Source organism: Kitasatospora sp. NPDC048540 (genome assembly GCF_040651175.1).
In the GTDB taxonomy this organism is placed as follows: domain Bacteria; phylum Actinomycetota; class Actinomycetes; order Streptomycetales; family Streptomycetaceae; genus Kitasatospora.
The window spans coordinates 16197-31998 of record NZ_JBEZIR010000100.1; the positions used below are offsets into that span (position 1 = coordinate 16197).

13 protein-coding genes are annotated in these 15802 nt (G+C 73.2%); 9 read left to right on the top strand and 4 right to left on the bottom strand.

The window, feature by feature from the left end:
- Positions 1 to 113 precede the first annotated feature (113 nt).
- On the top strand, positions 114 to 2150 hold the full coding sequence (locus AB0D08_RS30000) for a thioredoxin domain-containing protein (protein ID WP_359893274.1): 2037 nt from the start codon (positions 114 to 116) through the stop codon (positions 2148 to 2150).
- 45 nt (positions 2151 to 2195) lie between these two features.
- Positions 2196 to 3041, top strand: coding sequence for a GNAT family N-acetyltransferase (locus tag AB0D08_RS30005; RefSeq protein ID WP_359893277.1), 846 nt, complete (start codon positions 2196 to 2198; stop codon positions 3039 to 3041).
- A gap of 76 nt (positions 3042 to 3117) precedes the next feature.
- Here AB0D08_RS30005 and AB0D08_RS30010 read toward each other — a convergent pair whose 3' ends face one another.
- Positions 3118 to 4050 (bottom strand): hypothetical protein, encoded by a 933-nt coding sequence (locus tag AB0D08_RS30010; protein ID WP_033825455.1) that lies wholly within the window; start codon positions 4048 to 4050, stop codon positions 3118 to 3120.
- A 313-nt stretch (positions 4051 to 4363) separates the two neighbouring features.
- Between AB0D08_RS30010 and AB0D08_RS30015 the strand changes: the two genes are divergently transcribed.
- The 3 genes from AB0D08_RS30015 to AB0D08_RS30025 all read left to right on the top strand — a co-directional run bounded on the left by AB0D08_RS30015 (position 4364) and on the right by AB0D08_RS30025 (position 6619).
- The gene (locus AB0D08_RS30015; RefSeq protein WP_359893280.1) at positions 4364 to 5026 is read left to right on the top strand and encodes a papain-like cysteine protease family protein; all 663 of its coding nucleotides are present in this window, start codon (positions 4364 to 4366) and stop codon (positions 5024 to 5026) included.
- Positions 5027 to 5036: 10 nt separating this feature from the next.
- Positions 5037 to 5891, top strand: a complete 855-nt coding sequence (locus tag AB0D08_RS30020) for a hypothetical protein (RefSeq protein ID WP_359893283.1) — start codon at positions 5037 to 5039, stop codon at positions 5889 to 5891.
- Between the two features lie 446 nt (positions 5892 to 6337).
- Positions 6338 to 6619 carry a hypothetical protein gene (locus tag AB0D08_RS30025; RefSeq protein WP_033822546.1) on the top strand — a complete coding sequence of 94 codons (282 nt, stop codon included), beginning with the start codon at positions 6338 to 6340 and terminating at the stop codon, positions 6617 to 6619.
- Here AB0D08_RS30025 and AB0D08_RS30030 read toward each other — a convergent pair.
- Positions 6590 to 7285 carry a hemolysin III family protein gene (locus AB0D08_RS30030; RefSeq protein ID WP_149038363.1) on the bottom strand — a complete coding sequence of 232 codons (696 nt, stop codon included), beginning with the start codon at positions 7283 to 7285 and terminating at the stop codon, positions 6590 to 6592. The genes AB0D08_RS30025 and AB0D08_RS30030 overlap by 30 nt on opposite strands.
- Positions 7286 to 7561: 276 nt before the next feature.
- Here AB0D08_RS30030 and AB0D08_RS30035 point away from each other — a divergent pair, with 276 nt between their 5' ends.
- Positions 7562 to 9388, top strand: coding sequence for a phosphoenolpyruvate carboxykinase (GTP) (locus AB0D08_RS30035; protein ID WP_033822544.1), 1827 nt, complete (start codon positions 7562 to 7564; stop codon positions 9386 to 9388).
- A 244-nt stretch (positions 9389 to 9632) separates the two neighbouring features.
- On the opposite strand, the gene AB0D08_RS30040 is transcribed toward AB0D08_RS30035, so the two are convergent.
- The gene (locus tag AB0D08_RS30040) at positions 9633 to 10847 is read right to left on the bottom strand and encodes a pyridoxal phosphate-dependent aminotransferase (protein WP_033822543.1); all 1215 of its coding nucleotides are present in this window, start codon (positions 10845 to 10847) and stop codon (positions 9633 to 9635) included.
- 141 nt (positions 10848 to 10988) lie between these two features.
- On the opposite strand from AB0D08_RS30040, the gene AB0D08_RS30045 reads away from it, so the two are divergent.
- Positions 10989 to 11672 (top strand): A24 family peptidase, encoded by a 684-nt coding sequence (locus tag AB0D08_RS30045; RefSeq protein WP_033822542.1) that lies wholly within the window; start codon positions 10989 to 10991, stop codon positions 11670 to 11672.
- A gap of 144 nt (positions 11673 to 11816) precedes the next feature.
- On the opposite strand, the gene AB0D08_RS30050 is transcribed toward AB0D08_RS30045, so the two are convergent.
- Positions 11817 to 13412, bottom strand: a complete 1596-nt coding sequence (locus AB0D08_RS30050; protein ID WP_359893288.1) for a glycosyl hydrolase family 18 protein — start codon at positions 13410 to 13412, stop codon at positions 11817 to 11819.
- A gap of 370 nt (positions 13413 to 13782) precedes the next feature.
- On the opposite strand from AB0D08_RS30050, the gene AB0D08_RS30055 reads away from it, so the two are divergent.
- A complete protein-coding gene (locus AB0D08_RS30055; protein WP_051813299.1) occupies positions 13783 to 14577 on the top strand; it encodes an isoprenyl transferase in 795 nt (264 codons plus the stop codon).
- Between the two features lie 203 nt (positions 14578 to 14780).
- The coding region (locus AB0D08_RS30060) for a PIN domain-containing protein (RefSeq protein ID WP_359893291.1) at positions 14781 to 15802 on the top strand (1022 nt) is incomplete at its 3' end.

Sequence of the window (15802 nt, forward strand, 5' to 3'; positions counted from 1 at the left end):
AGCGGGTGCACGCGAGACCCGCAGGGACGGCCCAACCTCTTGCCCGAGGGCGAGGAGGGTGCCTCAGGGTGGCGTGTGTGAGTCTCCCGTGCCCGGGTGCCAGACTGATGGGCATGAACCGGTTGGCGCACGCGACCTCGCCGTATCTCCAGCAGCACGCCGACAACCCCGTCGACTGGTGGGAGTGGTCTCCCGAGGCCTTCGAGGAGGCGCGCCGGCGCGGGGTGCCGGTGCTGCTGAGTGTCGGGTACGCGGCGTGCCACTGGTGCCACGTGATGGCCCACGAGTCCTTCGAGGACGAGGCGGTGGCGGCGTACGCCAACGAGCACTACGTCGCCGTCAAGGTCGACCGCGAGGAGCGGCCGGACGTCGACGCCGTGTACATGGAGGCCGTGCAGGCCGCCACCGGGCAGGGTGGCTGGCCGATGACGGTGTTCCTCACGCCGGACAAGGAGCCGTTCTACTTCGGCACCTACTTCCCGCCCGAGCCCCGGCACGGCATGCCCGCCTTCCGGCAGGTGCTGGAGGGCGTCACCGCCGCCTGGCGGGACCGCCGCGAGGAGGTCGGCGAGGTGGCCGGCCGGATCCGGGCCGAGCTGGCCGAACGGGCCTCGGTCTACACCGCCGCCGCCCCCCACCCGCCCGCCGACGCCGACCTGCACCAGGCCCTGGTCGCGCTCAGCCGCTCCTTCGACGACAAGCGCGGCGGCTTCGGCGGCGCCCCCAAGTTCCCGCCGTCCATGGCGATCGAGTTCCTGCTCCGCCATCACGCCCGCACCGGCTCCGAGGCGGCACTGGAGATGGCCGCCCGCACCTGCGAGGCGATGGCCCGCGGCGGCATCAACGACCAGCTCGGCGGCGGCTTCGCCCGCTACTCGGTCGACGCCGGGTGGGTCGTGCCCCACTTCGAGAAGATGCTGTACGACAACGCCCTGCTGCTGCGCACCTACCTGCACCTGTGGCGCACCACCGGAGACGAGCAGGCCCGCCGCACCGCACTCGCCACCGCCGACTTCCTGCTGCGCGAACTGCGCACCCCCGAAGGCGCCTTCGCCTCCGCACTGGACGCCGACTCACTCGATCCGGCCACCGGGAAGTCCGCCGAGGGCGCCTACTACGCCTGGACCCCCGAGCAGCTCACCGCCGCCCTCGGCGCCGAGGACGCCGCACTCGCCGTCGGACTCTTCGAGGTCACCGGCACCTTCGAACACGGCAGCTCGGTGCTCCAACTGCTCCGCGACCCCGAGGACCCCGAGGCGTACGAGCGGATCCGCACCCGGCTGCTGGCCGCCCGCGCCGAGCGGCCCGCCCCCGCCCGGGACGACAAGGTGGTCGCCGCCTGGAACGGCCTGGCCATCGCCGCCCTCGCCGAGACCGGCGCCCTGCTGGCCCGCCCCGACCTGGTCGAGGCGGCCGAACGCGCCGCCGACCTGCTGCTCGCCGTCCACCTCACCCCCGACGGCCGCCTGCTGCGCACCTCCCGCGACGGGCGCCCCGGCGCCAACGCGGGCGTGCTGGAGGACTACGCCGACACCGCCGAGGGTTTCCTCGCGCTGTACGCCGTCACCGGTGAGAGTTCGTGGCTCGACCTGGCCGGCGGCCTGCTCGACACCGTCCTCGCGCACTTCGTCGACCCGGCCTCGGGCGCGCTCTACGACACCGCGGACGACGCCGAACAGCTGATCCGCCGACCCCAGGACCCGACCGACAACGCCACCCCTTCGGGCTGGACGGCCGCCGCCGGTGCCCTGCTGAGCTACGCCGCGTACACCGGCTCCGCACGCCACCGCACCGCCGCCGAACGGGCGCTCGGCATCGTGGGCGCGCTCGCGGCCAAGGCGCCGCGGTTCATCGGCTGGGGCCTCGCCGTCGCCGAGGCGCTGCTCGACGGACCGCGCGAGGTCGCCGTGGTCGGCCCGGCCGGGGACCCCGCGACCGCCGCGCTGCACCGCACCGCCCTGCTCGGCACCGCCCCCGGCGCGGTGGTCGCCGTCGGCGCGCCGGGCAGCACCGAGGTCCCGCTGCTGGCCGACCGCCCGCTGCTCGGCGGACGGCCCGCCGCGTACGTGTGCCGCCACTTCACCTGCGACGCGCCCACGGCCGACGCCGCCGGCCTGGCGGAGCGGATCGGGGCGCGCCCGGCGGACTGAGGCAATCCGGGTGCGCACGATCCGGGCCTCGGCCAGGATGGCGGGATGACCTGGACCGTGAGTTCCTCGCCGACCGAATTCCACACCGGGGCGGGCGAGTTCCTCGCTGCGCACCGGGCCGAGAACACCGTGCTGCTCACGCTGGCCCACCGCCTCGGACGGGACGGCCTGCACGTCTTCGGCCCGCAGCCGCCCCGCTTCGGGTGGTGGCGGGCCGAGGGCGCGGAGAGCGTCGGTGCGGCCTTCCTGTGGACGCCGCCCTTCCCGCTGCGCCTCGGCCGGATGCCGGTGACGGCCGCCGGGGAACTGGCGACGGTCCTGCACGGGCAGGGTGAACGGCCCTCCGGGGTGGGCGGGGCGAAGGCGGCGGTGGCCGCGTTCACCGAGGTCTGGCAGCGGCTGACCGGGGCGGCGACCGAGGTCGAGGTCGAGGAACGGCTCTACCGGCTGGGGGAGTTGACGCCGCCGACGCCGGCCGGACCGGTCAGGCCGGCCCGGCCCGCCGAGCACGGACTGCTCACCCGGTGGACCGAGGCGTTCTTCACGGAGGTCGGGGTCCCGCCGGTGCCCGACATCCCGGGGGTGATCGCCGGCCGGATCGCCGACGGGACCCTGCACGTCCGGGAGGACGGCGGCCGGCCGGTCTCGATGGCCGGGGTCAGCCCGGTGCTCGCCGGGATGTCGCGGATCGGGCCGGTGTACACGCCGCCCGAGCTGCGGGGACGCGGGTACGCGGGTGGGGTGGTGGCGGCGGGGTGCGCCCGCGCGGTGGCCGCGGGCGCGGCGGAGGTGCTGCTGTACACCGACCTGGCCAACCCGACCAGCAACTCCCTGTACCAGCGGCTCGGCTTCCGGGCGGTCGAGGACTGCGTCGTCCTGAAGTTCACCTGAGGGCGACCGGGCACGCCCGTGTGTGGTGCGGGCTCGTGCGGGGCCCGTGTCCGCCCGCGGCACGGGACCGTGGGGCTCAGTCCCAGTCCCAGCGGATGCCGAGGATGCACGGGGGGAGGGCGGTGGCGACGAGGTGGACGCAGTGGTGGCCGTCGAGGGTGAGGTCCTCGGTCTCGTAGGGGCGTCCGCCCGGGGCGCGGCTGGTGAAGCGGTGGCAGCGGACGGGTAGGGCCGCGGGGTGGAAGGCGACCTGGAGGACGTACTGCCCGGCGCCGGCGTTGAAGCCGCGGACGTACTCGCTGCTGGGCTCGGGCCCGGGCACGTCCTCGAAGCCGTAGCCGAGCAGATGGGTGTCGCCGGTGCGCAGGCGGCGGTCGAGGAGGAGTTCGGCGACCAGCAGGCCGGCGGCCGGGTCGCGGCGGACCCGGCCCGGCCGGCAGTTCTCGTCCGCGCGCAGGGTGACGCGGGTGATGTCACAGCCGGGGTCGCCCTGGTAGATCGCCAGGTAGCGGTCGATGCCGTCGTGATGGGCCCGCAGGACGTGCTGGGAGCTGCGGCGGAGCTGGCGGCGGTCGGCGCCGATGGTGATCCGTTCGATGTGGGTGACGGTGTGCAGGCCGGTGCCGGGGGGACCGGCGATGGTGGCGAGCAGGCCGTCGACGGCCTCGGCGGGGCGGATCAGGTCGCGGTACGGCCGGGTGGCGGGGCCGGCGGGCGCGGTCCCGGCGCTCCGGCGGGGGCCGAGCAGCCGGGTGAGCGAGTGCGCGGGAAGGTCGAGGACCTCCTCCAACTGCTGGACCGCGCGCAGTGATTCGGCCCGCTCGGGCCGACGGCGGCCCTGCTGCCAGTAGCTGAGGGTGGTGACGCCGACCTGGACGCCGCGGCGGGCGAGGTGCTGCTGCACCCGGTGCAGGGCGAGGCCGCGGGTGGCGATGGCGGTGCGCAGCGCGACGTGGAACGGGCCGGTGCGCAGGGCGGCGGCGAGTTCGGGCCGGACGGTGTGCTGCATGCGGCTGCCTCCGTTCCTGGGGTGAATATTCACACCTGGCACCGGAGTTGTCATCAGGCCGGGGGATCGCCGCAGGCCGGGGCGGTCGCGTTCACACCCGGCGGGGTCCGTTCACACCGGGGCCCTCTTGCGTTCCGCGGCCGTTGACCCTGGTCGGTCGACGGCCCGATGCTCCTCGCAGCGCGTCCGGACGCCGCCACCCCCACACATCCCCACTCCTGCGTAGCCGCAAGGAGGAGATTCCCCCATGCCAAAACCCCGGACATCCCGGACACCCCGGCCGCCCCGGACACCCCGGCCGCGCCTGCGTCGCGTGGTCGCCGCGCTGGCGCTCGGCATCCTGGCGCCGAGCCTGACGGTGGCCGTCGCCGCTCCGGCGGGCGCGAGCGCCCACCCCCTCACCGGCGCCCCCGCCGCGTCCGCCCGGACCTCCGCCGTCGGCCCGACCGCCCCCACCGGTCAGCCCGACGCCGTCGGCCGGTCCGCGCAGGCCGCCACCTGGCGCAGGCTCAACATCACCATGCAGCAACAGCAGCAGAGCAACTGGTGCTGGGCCGGCAGCGGGAACACGGTGGCCGCGTACTTCGGCTACAGCTACAGCCAGAACCAGTTCTGCAACGCCGCCTTCAACCGGTCGATCAACTCGACCTGCCCCAACAACCAGGCCACCCTGGGCAACGTGCAGACCGCGCTCGACTGGATCGGCATCAACCCCGGCTCGTACGTCACGGGCTATCTGCGCTACAGCACGGTGCAGACCGAGATCGACGCCGACCGGCCGGTCGAGACCCGGATCCAGTGGAGCTCCGGCGGCGGCCACATGCAGCTGATCTACGGCTACGACGTCTCCAGCAACTGGGTCTACTGGGGCGACCCGTGGCCGTCCAACTCCCGCTACAACTGGGCGGACTACGCGTACTACGTGAGCAACGGCTCGTTCTCCTGGACCCACTCCCTGTACCGGATCGGCGCGTGAGGAGACAGCCATGACCGACAACCGGAACCACCTGCGGCGGGCCCTCGCCACCGCCGTGCTCGCCGCGGGACTCTCGCTGGCCGCCGCCCCGCTCGCCCTGGCGGCGGACGGACCGGCGCCGGCGGCGCCCGCGGACCTCGCAGCCGCGGACCTGGCGCCCGCGGACCTGGCCGCCGCCCGGGCGGCCGTGCAGACGCCGGCCGTGCTCGACCGGCTCGGCCGGTTCTTCGCCCGCGGCGGTGTCCCGCCGACGGGGGGAGCGGCGCTCGCACCGGCCGAGGAGGAGCGGGCCGCGGCCCAGGCCGCGCCCCGGCTGACCGGCGAGAGCGCCACCGTGTTCACCCTGGACGCGGGCTTCGTGGCGGGGACGGCCGACGCCCCGGTGGCCTCGCCCGACTTCGTGGCCACCAAGGCGGTGTCGGCGGACGGGCGGATCGCCTCGGTGTGGAGCGTCCGGCAGGGCGCCGGCTGGCGGGTGGTGAACATCGCCACCGGCGGCGACGAGACGGACTACCCGGCCAGGGCGGCCGGCACCGGCGGCGGCACCGCGTTCCGGGAGCCGCAGCTGGACGCCTGGTACGTGCTGCGCGGCGGCCGGGTGCTTCCGCTGGACGAGCAGGCCCGCCGGTCGGTGGGCGCGGACGGGGTCAGCGTGGCGGCGTACCAGAAGCTGGTGCACCAGCGGTACGGCGACAAGCTGCCCGGCAGCGCGTACGACCGGGCGGGCACCGGCGGCGGGTTCGACACGGCGGCGCCCGCCCGGGACGGCGGGCGGCTGCCGGCGCTGACGGCCGGGGCGGCACTCGGTGCGACCGCCCTGACCGGAGCCGCGCTCGCGGCCCGCCGCCGGTCCGCCCGGCGGTAGCGGCAGGAACGACGGCGTCCCGGGCCACCACGGACGGGGCACCACGGACGGGCACCACGGACGGGGCAGCGGCCCGGCGGATCGGCTCGCCGGACCGCCGCCCCGTTGCGCGGTCCGGCCCGTCGTCGGGGGCGGCCCCGGGGGCGCGCCGTACATCGGGCGGGCGGACCGTCCCGGTAAGGTGCGGCATCACCGGGCGCTGCCTGTGGCGGGCGCTGCCTGTGGCGGGCGCTCCGCCTGACGGGTCCTCACCGTCCGGTGTCCGTACGGCGGTGGGCGGCGGCCCGGTGCGGGTGGCCGCGGCAGGTTTCCCGGCACGGTCCGCACAGTAATTTGGCGCAGCGTTGATCCCCTGTTCGCCCCGGAGCGTGGTGCGGATGTCACCTTGGGTGGGGAGATGTTCCGGTCCGTGGTCATGCGGCGGTCATACGGCGGAGAGGATGCCGATGGCGAACAGGGATGTGCAGTTCTGGGGCGGGCTGCTGGCGCTCGTCGCCGCGCTCGCCGTGGTGGCGGGCTACCTGCTGGGCGGGCCCCGGCTGGTCTGGGCGGTGTCCGCGATCGAGGTGCTGCTGGTGATGGGCCACGTGGCGGTGCGGTTCCGCGCCAAGGCGCACCTGCGGACGGCAGGCGACGGGCCCGACGCGGCGCACTGCGAGCGCTGCCGTCGGGCCCGTGAGCGGCTGGACGCGCGGGTGTCAGCCGGCCGCGGTGTACGCGACCAGTGAGATCCCCACGTACTGCACGGTGAACGCGCCGAGGGTGAAGGCGTGGAAGACCTCGTGGAAGCCGAACCAGCGCGGTGACGGGTCCGGCCGCTTCAGGCCGTAGACCAGCCCGCCCAGGGTGTAGAGCACCCCGCCGACCACGATCAGGGTCATCACCGCCACGCCGCCGGCGTGCAGGAAGTCCGGCAGGAAGAAGACCGCCGCCCAGCCGAGCGCGACGTAGCACGGGGTGTAGAGCCAGCGCGGTGCGCCGACCCAGAACACCCGGAAGCCGATCCCGGCCAGCGCGCCGCCCCACACCACCCAGAGCAGGACCAGCTGCGCGGTGCCGTGCAGCAGCAGGATGGTGAACGGGGTGTAGGTGCCCGCGATGATCAGGAAGATGTTCGCGTGGTCCAGCCGGCGCAGGACGGCGTCGCCGCGCGGGCCCCAGTCGAAGCGGTGGTAGACCGCGCTGACGCCGAACAGCAGCCAGGCGCTGACCGCGTAGACCGTGCACGCGAGCCGCGCCGCGGTGGAGTCGGCCAGGCAGATCAACACGATGCCGGCGGCGAGCGAGGCCGGGAACATCCCGGCGTGCAGCCAGCCGCGCCACTTGGGTTTGGCCCACTCAGCCACGGTCGCGGCGGCCGGGTCGGCAGGTAGGGGCTCCTCCACCACAGTCATGGACGTCATCCTACTTACGGGACCGTAGGTTACTAGTCCGTAGGAAGTGGTGATCCTCACTCTTGTACATTTCGTAGAAGTTGGCCGTGGTGGCGTCGGTCACGAGGCTGGCCGGGAATGCCTTGTTACTGGCGCGTAGATGGACATGATGGAGTAAAAGTTCACTCGATTGCGCCGTTACGCCGCAAAGAGGGGTCGTAGGCGGAGCTACGCTGCTTACACCCTCAACCCCCGCGATGCCGTCTCCTGGCCGAGATGGTGTGAAACGGAGCGATCGTGTCGTCTTCGAACTCTGCGCTCGCCGAGTCCGCGCCCACCCGCCACAAGCGTCTGCTGGCCTGGGTCGCCGAGATCGCCGAGCTGACCCAGCCGGACCGCGTCGAGTGGTGCGACGGTTCCGAGGAGGAGTACCTCCGCCTCGCCGAGCTGCTGGTCGCCCAGGGCACTTTCAAGAAGCTCAACACCGAGAAGCGCCCGAACTCCTACTACGCCGCCTCGGACCCCACGGACGTGGCGCGCGTCGAGGACCGCACCTACATCTGCTCCGAGCAGGAGAAGGACGCCGGCCCGACCAACAACTGGAAGGCCCCGGCAGAGATGCGGGAGCTCTTCTCGGGCGCGAACGGCCTCTTCAAGGGCTCGATGAAGGGCCGCACGATGTACGTCGTGCCGTTCTCCATGGGCCCGGTCGGCTCCCCGCTGGCCGCGTACGGCGTCGAGATCACCGACTCCGCCTACGTCGCCGTCTCGATGCGCGTGATGACCCGGATGGGCCAGGCCGTGATCGACCAGCTCGGCGAGGACGGCGACTTCGTCAAGGCCGTGCACACCGTCGGCGCGCCGCTCGCCGAGGGCCAGGCCGACGTCGCGTGGCCGTGCAACACCACCAAGTACATCTCGCACTTCCCGGAGACCCGCGAGATCTGGTCCTTCGGCTCCGGCTACGGCGGCAACGCCCTGCTCGGCAAGAAGTGCTACGCGCTGCGGATCGCCTCCACCATGGCCCGCGACGAGGGCTGGCTGGCCGAGCACATGCTCGTCCTCAAGCTCACCCCGCCGGCCGGCGAGGCCAAGTACGTGGCCGCCGCCTTCCCGTCCGCCTGCGGCAAGACCAACCTGGCGATGCTCCAGCCCACCATCCCGGGCTGGAAGGTCGAGACCATCGGCGACGACATCGCCTGGATGCGCTTCGGCGCCGACGGCCGGCTCTACGCCATCAACCCGGAGGCCGGCTTCTTCGGCGTCGCCCCCGGCACCGGCGTGGACACCAACGCCAACGCGATCGACACCCTCTGGGGCAATACGGTCTTCACCAACGTCGCGCTCACCGACGACGGTGACGTCTGGTGGGAGGGCCTCACCGAGGAGCCCCCCGCGCACCTGACGGACTGGCGCGGCAACGACTGGACCCCCGAGTCCGGCACCCCCGCCGCCCACCCGAACGCCCGCTTCGCGGTGCCGGCCTCGCAGTGCCCGACCATCGCCCCCGAGTGGGAGGACCCGGCCGGCGTGCCGATCTCGGCCATCCTGTTCGGCGGCCGCCGCGCCAGCGCCGTCCCGCTGGTGACCGAGTCCTTCGACTGGCAGCACGGCGTCTTCCTGGGCGCCAACATCGCCTCCGAGAAGACCGCCGCCCAGGAGGGCACCGTCGGCGAGCTGCGCCGCGACCCGTTCGCGATGCTGCCGTTCTGCGGCTACAACATGGGCGACTACTTCGGCCACTGGCTGAAGCTGGGCGCGCAGGCCGACGCCGGCAAGCTGCCGAAGATCTACTACGTCAACTGGTTCCGCAAGAACGGCGAGGGCAAGTTCATCTGGCCGGGCTTCGGCGAGAACAGCCGGGTCCTCAAGTGGATCGTCGAGCGGCTCGACGGCGCCGGCCAGGGCGTCGAGACCCCGATCGGCGTGCTGCCGACCGTGGACGCCTTCGACCTCGAGGGCCTCGACATCCCGCAGTCCGACCTCGACCTGCTGTTCTCGGTGGACGCCGACATCTGGCGCCAGGAGGCCGCACTCATCCCGGCCCACCTGGAGCTGTTCGGCGAGCACACGCCGACCGAGCTCTGGGACGAGTACCGCGCCCTGGTCAAGCGCCTGGGCTGACCTCGCCCCACCCCAGCCTCCGCCGCCCCCGCCCTGACCGGGGGCGGCGGTGCTGCATCTTCGCCCGTTCGCCTCCGGGCGCTCCCGGCCCGACACCGGCACTCCTCGCTCCGGCGCTCGCTGCGCTCGCTGGTCGTTCGTCGCTTCCGGCGTCGGCGCGCCCTTCGGTTCAGGGCGGGTCGCGTTCTCGCCCGTTCGCCTCCGGGCGCTCCCGGCCCCCGCCCGGGGGCGGGGCCGTTGGGTGTCAGGGCTGGACGTAGCCGCTCAGGAAGTCGCCGATGCGGGTCACCGCGTCGGTGATCTCCTCCGGGCGGGGCAGGGTGACCAGCCGGAAGTGGTCCGGATCGGGCCAGTTGAAGCCGGTGCCCTGGACGATCAGGATCCGCTGGGCGCGCAGCAGGTCCAGCACCATCTGCGCGTCGTCCTTGATCTTGTACACCTGGGGGTCGAGCCGCGGGAAGGCGTACAGCGCGCCCTTGGGCTTGACGCAGCTGACGCCCGGGATCTCGTTCAGCAGCTGGTACGCCGCGTCGCGGGACTCCAGCAGCCGGCCGCCCGGCAGCAGCAGGTCCTTGATCGACTGCCGTCCGCCGAGCGCGGCGGCCACCGCGTGCTGGGCCGGCATGTTGGCGCACAGCCGCATCGAGGCCAGGACCGTCAGCCCCTCGATGTAGCTGCGGGCCCGGTGCCGGTCGCCGGAGAGCACCATCCAGCCCGAGCGGAACCCGGCCACCCGGTACGACTTGGACATGCCGTTGAAGGTGACGCAGAACAGGTCGGGGGCGAGCGTCGCCAGCGGGACGTGCTCGGCGTCGTCGTAGAGGATCTTGTCGTAGATCTCGTCCGCGTACAGCACCAGCTGGTGGCGGCGGGCGATCTCGACGATCCCCTCCAGCACCTCGCGCGGGTAGACCGCGCCGGTCGGGTTGTTGGGGTTGATCACCACGATCGCGCGGGTCCGGTCGGTGACCTTGGACTCCAGGTCGGCCAGGTCCGGGTACCACTCGGACTGCTCGTCGCAGCGGTAGTGCACCGCGGTGCCCCCGGCCAGGCTGACCGAGGCGGTCCACAGCGGGTAGTCCGGCGCCGGGACCAGCACCTCGTCGCCGTCGTCCAGCAGCGCGGTCATGGCGAGCTGGATCAGCTCGGAGACGCCGTTGCCGAGGAAGACGTCCTCCACGGTGAGCCCGTGCAGGCCGCGCTCCTCGTAGCTCATCACCACCGCGCGGCGGGCGGCGAGCAGGCCCTTGGAGTCGCCGTAACCGTGCGCGGAGGAGAGGTTCTTCAGGATGTCCTGGAGGATCTCCGGCGGCGCCTCGAAGCCGAAGGCCGCCGGGTTCCCGGTGTTCAGCTTGAGGATGCGGTGGCCCTGGTCCTCCAGCCGCATCGCCTCGTCGAGCACCGGACCGCGGATGTCGTAGCAGACATTGGCGAGCTTGCTGGACTGGATGACCTGCATACCCCCTTACTTTACGGCGCCCGTACGCCGATTCCGCAGTGGGATGGGCCACAGGTCACCCGGTCGACCGGACGGTTTCCCCGGCCGCTTCCCCGTAGGCTCGGCCGGGTCGGCCTGACCGGCCGGAGGGGGGAGAGCGACATGATCGCGGTGGTGTCGGGCGCGGCGGCGGGCCTGCTGGCGGCGCCGGTCCTGCGGGCGGCCGCCGCCCGGTACGCGGTGGCGGACGGCGAACCCTGGCGGGAGTGCTGTCCGCTCGGCCGCCGGCTGCACCGCCCGGACGGCCGGTGTCCGCGCTGCGGTGCGGGCGGCGGCCCGGGCGCGTGGCGGATCGAGACCGCCGCCGCGGCGGTCGGCGCGGTGCTCGGCGCGGCGGCGTCCTGGCCGGTGGTGCTGCCGCTGGCCTGGGCGGCGCTGTTCGGGGTGGTGCTGGCCTTCGTCGACGCCCGGGTCAGCCGGCTCCCGGACGTGCTGACCCTGCCGCTGGCCGCCGGCACCGCGGTCCTGCTGGTGCTCACCGCGCCCGACGGCGCGGTACTGCTGCGCTGCCTGTTCGCGGCGCTGGTGCTCGGCGGCGGCTACCTGCTGCTCGCGCTGGTGGCGCCGGTCGGGCTCGGCGACGTGAAGCTGGCGCCGACGCTCGGCGCGCTGCTCGGCTGGTACGGCTGGTCCGCGGTGGCGGGCGGCTTCGTGCTGACCTTCCTGGCGGCCGCGGTGTGGGCCGTGGCGCTGCTGGTCTCCGGCCGGGCCGGCCGGGGCGACGACCTCCCGCTCGGGCCGTGGATGCTGCTGGGCACCCTGCTGGCGGTGCTGGCCGCGTCCTGATCCACCGGGGCCCTCGGCCGCCGGAAGGCCGGAGCCCGTCCCAGCCGGTGCGGCGGCGGGGACGGGCTCCGGGGTGGCGCGTCCTGCCCCACTCTCAGGGGGAGGCGCGCCGGGGGAGTTGCGGTACGGGGTTACGGCACGGGGTCAGGGCATGGCGTGGGCGTGGGCGCCCACGTTGGTGGAGAAGTCGTTCCCGTTGGCGGCGTCCCAGTTGGTGGACCAGGTCATCGCGCCGCGGATGGTCGGCCACTTGGCCGGCGGGACGAAGCTGCCGCAGTGGGTGCCGGTGGCCAGGCAGTCCAGCGCGTTGTCGACCACGGTCGAGTTGACGTAGCCGCCGCCCGCCGCGCGGGTCGACGCCGGGACGCCGATGCCGACCTGGTCGGGCCGCAGCCCGCCCTGGATGTGGGTGCAGACCTGGGCGGTGATGAAGTCGATGGTGCCCTGGGTGTAGACCTTGCCGTCGCAGCCGTTCATGCCGCCCGAGTTGTAGAACTGGGTGTTGACGACGGTCAGGATGTCCTTGGTGTTCAGCGCCAGCTGGAAGTAGTTGCCGGCGGTGGAGTACATCCCGATCGTCTCGGGGGCCATGGTCAGGATGAAGCCGGAGCCGACCTTGCTCTGCAGGGTGTGCAGCGACTGCGCCATGTAGACCGGGTCGACGCCGTTCTCCAGGTCGATGTCGACGCCGTCGAAGCCGTACTGCTGGATCAGCGCGTAGGCGGTGTTGGCGAAGGTGTTGGCCGCGGCGGAGTTGTTCACCACGATGGTGCCGTTCTGGCCGCCGATCGACAGCACGACCTTCTTGCCGGCTGCGTGCTTGGCCGCGATGTCGGCCTTGAAGTCGGCGTCGCCGTAGCCGCCGAGCTTGCTGGCGAGCGCCGGGTCCAGGGTGAAGCTGATGCCGCCCGCGGTGGTGGTCGCGTCGGCGAAGGAGACCGCGATGATGTCGTACGCGCTCTGCACGTCCCGCAGCCGCTGCACGGTGGCGCCGTTGTCGAAGTTCTGCCAGTAGCCGGTGAGCGCGTGCTTGGGCAGGCCGGTGGCCGGCGGGGTGGTGGTGGCGGTCGGCGACGGCGAGGTGGGCGCGCTGCTGCTGGCGGACGGCGAGGGGGACGCCGGGGCCGAGCTGGAGGCGGAGGCCGACGGGGACGGCGAGGCCGGCGCGGAGGAGGAGGCCGACGGCGAGGGCGAGGGCGAGGAGGTGCCGCCCGGTCCGGTCAGCGTGATGTCGTCCGCGCCGTAGGCGGCCTGGCCGTACCAGCCGTGCACGTACAGGGTGACGCTGGTGGTGCCCGCCCCGGTGGTGAAGGTGGTGGAGAGCTGGTTCCAGCTGCTCTGGCTCGACCAGGTGCTCGGGTCGGCGCCGCCGGTGCCGGTGGCACCCAGGTAGACGTACGGGCCCTGGACCCAGCCGGCCAGGGTGTAGCTGGAGTTGGGCAGCACGCTGACGGTCTGCCGGCACTCGGCGGTGTCGGAGGCGCTCGGGGTGGCGTTCAGGGCGGCCGCGCCTGAGTGCGCGGGGGCGCCGGCCACCGCGGTGCCGGTACAGGTCCAGCCGGACAGGCCGGACTCGAAGCCGCCGTTGCCGACCAGGTTGCCGACCGCCGCGCTGGCGCCGCCGGCGAACAGCGCCAGGCCGGTGCCGGCCACGGCGAGGGCGGTGGCGCCCGCCCCGAGGACGGTCGGGAGGTTGGTGCGCCGGCGCCGGTGGGACGGCTGCTGCAGCGTACGGGCCATGTGCGAACTCCTGTGGGAGGAGGGGGAGCCGCCGCGGTGGGGGTCGCGGCGGCTCCGCGTGGGGGAGGGAAGGTCCGCAGTGGTGCTGTGGGGGTGCGGCGGGTGGGATCCGCCGTGTCCTGCGTCACAAGCTGGACTAGACCAATGCCGGGCGTCAAGGAGTCGGCGCCCGGCTTAGGGGTCGTTTAAGGAACCGGATACCTTTCCGTGTCCGAGCCCGCGCGGCCGTGACCAAACGCGTCCGAACGGTTTCGCGACGTGCTCGTGACACCTTCGGTACCTGCGGCTTTACCTCCCCGCGCACTCCGGGAGTAGGCTGCGCCAGGGGATTTCGCACCCGGGGGTAATGAGCTCGGAGGGGCAGTACGACATGGGTCTGCGCGACGTGGTCGAGCGCACGCCAGGGCTTCGCACCCTGCTGGACAACGCGTACTCGCTGTACGGCCGCCGGGTCGAGGTGCACCTCGACAACACCCCGAACCACATCGGCGTGATCCTCGACGGCAACCGCCGCTGGGCCAAGGCGACCGGCGGCACCACCGCCGACGGCCACCAGCGCGGCGCCGACAAGATCAGCGAGTTCCTGGGCTGGTGCGACGAGACGCACGTCCAGGTGGTCACGCTCTGGATGCTCTCCACCGACAACCTCTCCCGCCCGGCCGACGAGCTGGTGCCGCTGCTCGGCATCATCGAGGACACCGTCCGCCGGCTCGCCGCCGACGGCCGCTGGAAGGTCAACCCGGTCGGCGCGCTCGACCTGCTCCCCCAGCAGACCGCCGACACCCTCAAGTCGGCGGCCCAGGCCACCGCCCACATCCGCGGCATCACGGTCAACGTGGCGGTCGGCTACGGCGGCCGGCACGAGATCGCCGACGCGGTGCGCTCGCTGCTCCAGGAGCACGCGGGCCGCGGCACCTCGATCGAGGAACTGGCCGAGATCCTCTCCGTCGAGCACATCGCCGAGCACCTCTACACCACCGGTCAGCCCGACCCGGACCTGATCATCCGGACCTCGGGCGAGCAGCGGCTCTCCGGCTTCCTGCTCTGGCAGAGCGCGCACAGCGAGTTCTACTTCTGCGAGGCGTACTGGCCGGCCTTCCGCAAGGTCGACTTCCTGCGGGCCCTGCGCGACTTCCAGCTGCGCAACCGGCGGCTCGGGCTCTGACGACGGCCCTGACAGCCGGTCAATCCGAATACCCGCAGGCCAGCCCGCCAAACGTTCACCATTTGTGATCCCGCCGTTCTTCCCGGCGGGTATGCACCACGCCGACCCTGGGAATAGACCAGTCAAGACCGGTACCCCGGCCACCGGGGTCGCGGGGACCGGTGAGCCGCGGATGACGCTGGGTCATCCGCTCTGGAGGCCTAGTGGTCAGTACCAAGAGCCGCCGGACACCAGACCGGCGCACGTACGTTCTCGACACCAGCGTGCTCCTGGCAGACCCCCTCGCCATGACACGATTCGAGGAGCACGAGGTCGTCCTCCCGGTGGTGGTGGTCACCGAGCTGGAGGCCAAGCGGCACCACCCGGAGCTGGGCTACTTCGCCCGCCAGGCGCTCCGCCTGCTCGACGACTTCCGGGTCCGCCACGGAAGGCTCGACGAGCCGATCCCGGTCGGCGAGTTCGGCGGCACCATCCGGGTCGAGCTGAACCACTCCGACCCCTCGATCCTCCCGGCCGGCTACCGCGCCGGCGGCGGCGAGGCCGACACCCGCATCCTGGCCGTGGCCCGCAACCTCCAGGCCGAGGGGTACGACGTCACCGTCGTCTCCAAGGACCTGCCGCTGCGGATCAAGGCCAGCTCGGTCGGCCTGCTCGCCGAGGAGTACCGGGCCGAGCTCGCCATCACCTCCGGCTGGACCGGGATGACCGAGCTGCACGTCGCCGGGGACACGGTGGACTCGCTCTTCACCGCCGGGCACGACGTCGCGGTCGACATCGAGGGGGCCGCCGAACTCCCCGTGCACACCGGTCTGGTGCTCACCTCCGAGCGCGGGCGCGCGCTCGGCCGGGTCACCCACGACGGCCGGGTGCGCCTGGTGCGCGGCGACCGGGAGGCGTTCGGGCTGCGCGGGCGCAGCGCCGAGCAGCGGGTGGCGCTGGACATCCTGCTCGACCAGGAGGTCGGGATTGTCTCGATGGGCGGCCGGGCGGGCACCGGCAAGTCCGCGCTGGCGCTGTGCGCCGGGCTGGAGGCGGTGCTGGAGCGTCAGCAGCACCGGAAGGTGATGGTCTTCCGTCCGCTGTACGCCGTCGGCGGCCAGGAGCTGGGCTACCTGCCCGGCTCCGAGGCGGAGAAGATGAGCCCCTGGGCCCAGGCGGTCTTCGACACCCTCTCCGCGGTCACCACCCCGGACGTGATCGAGGAGGTGATCTCCCGCGGGATGCT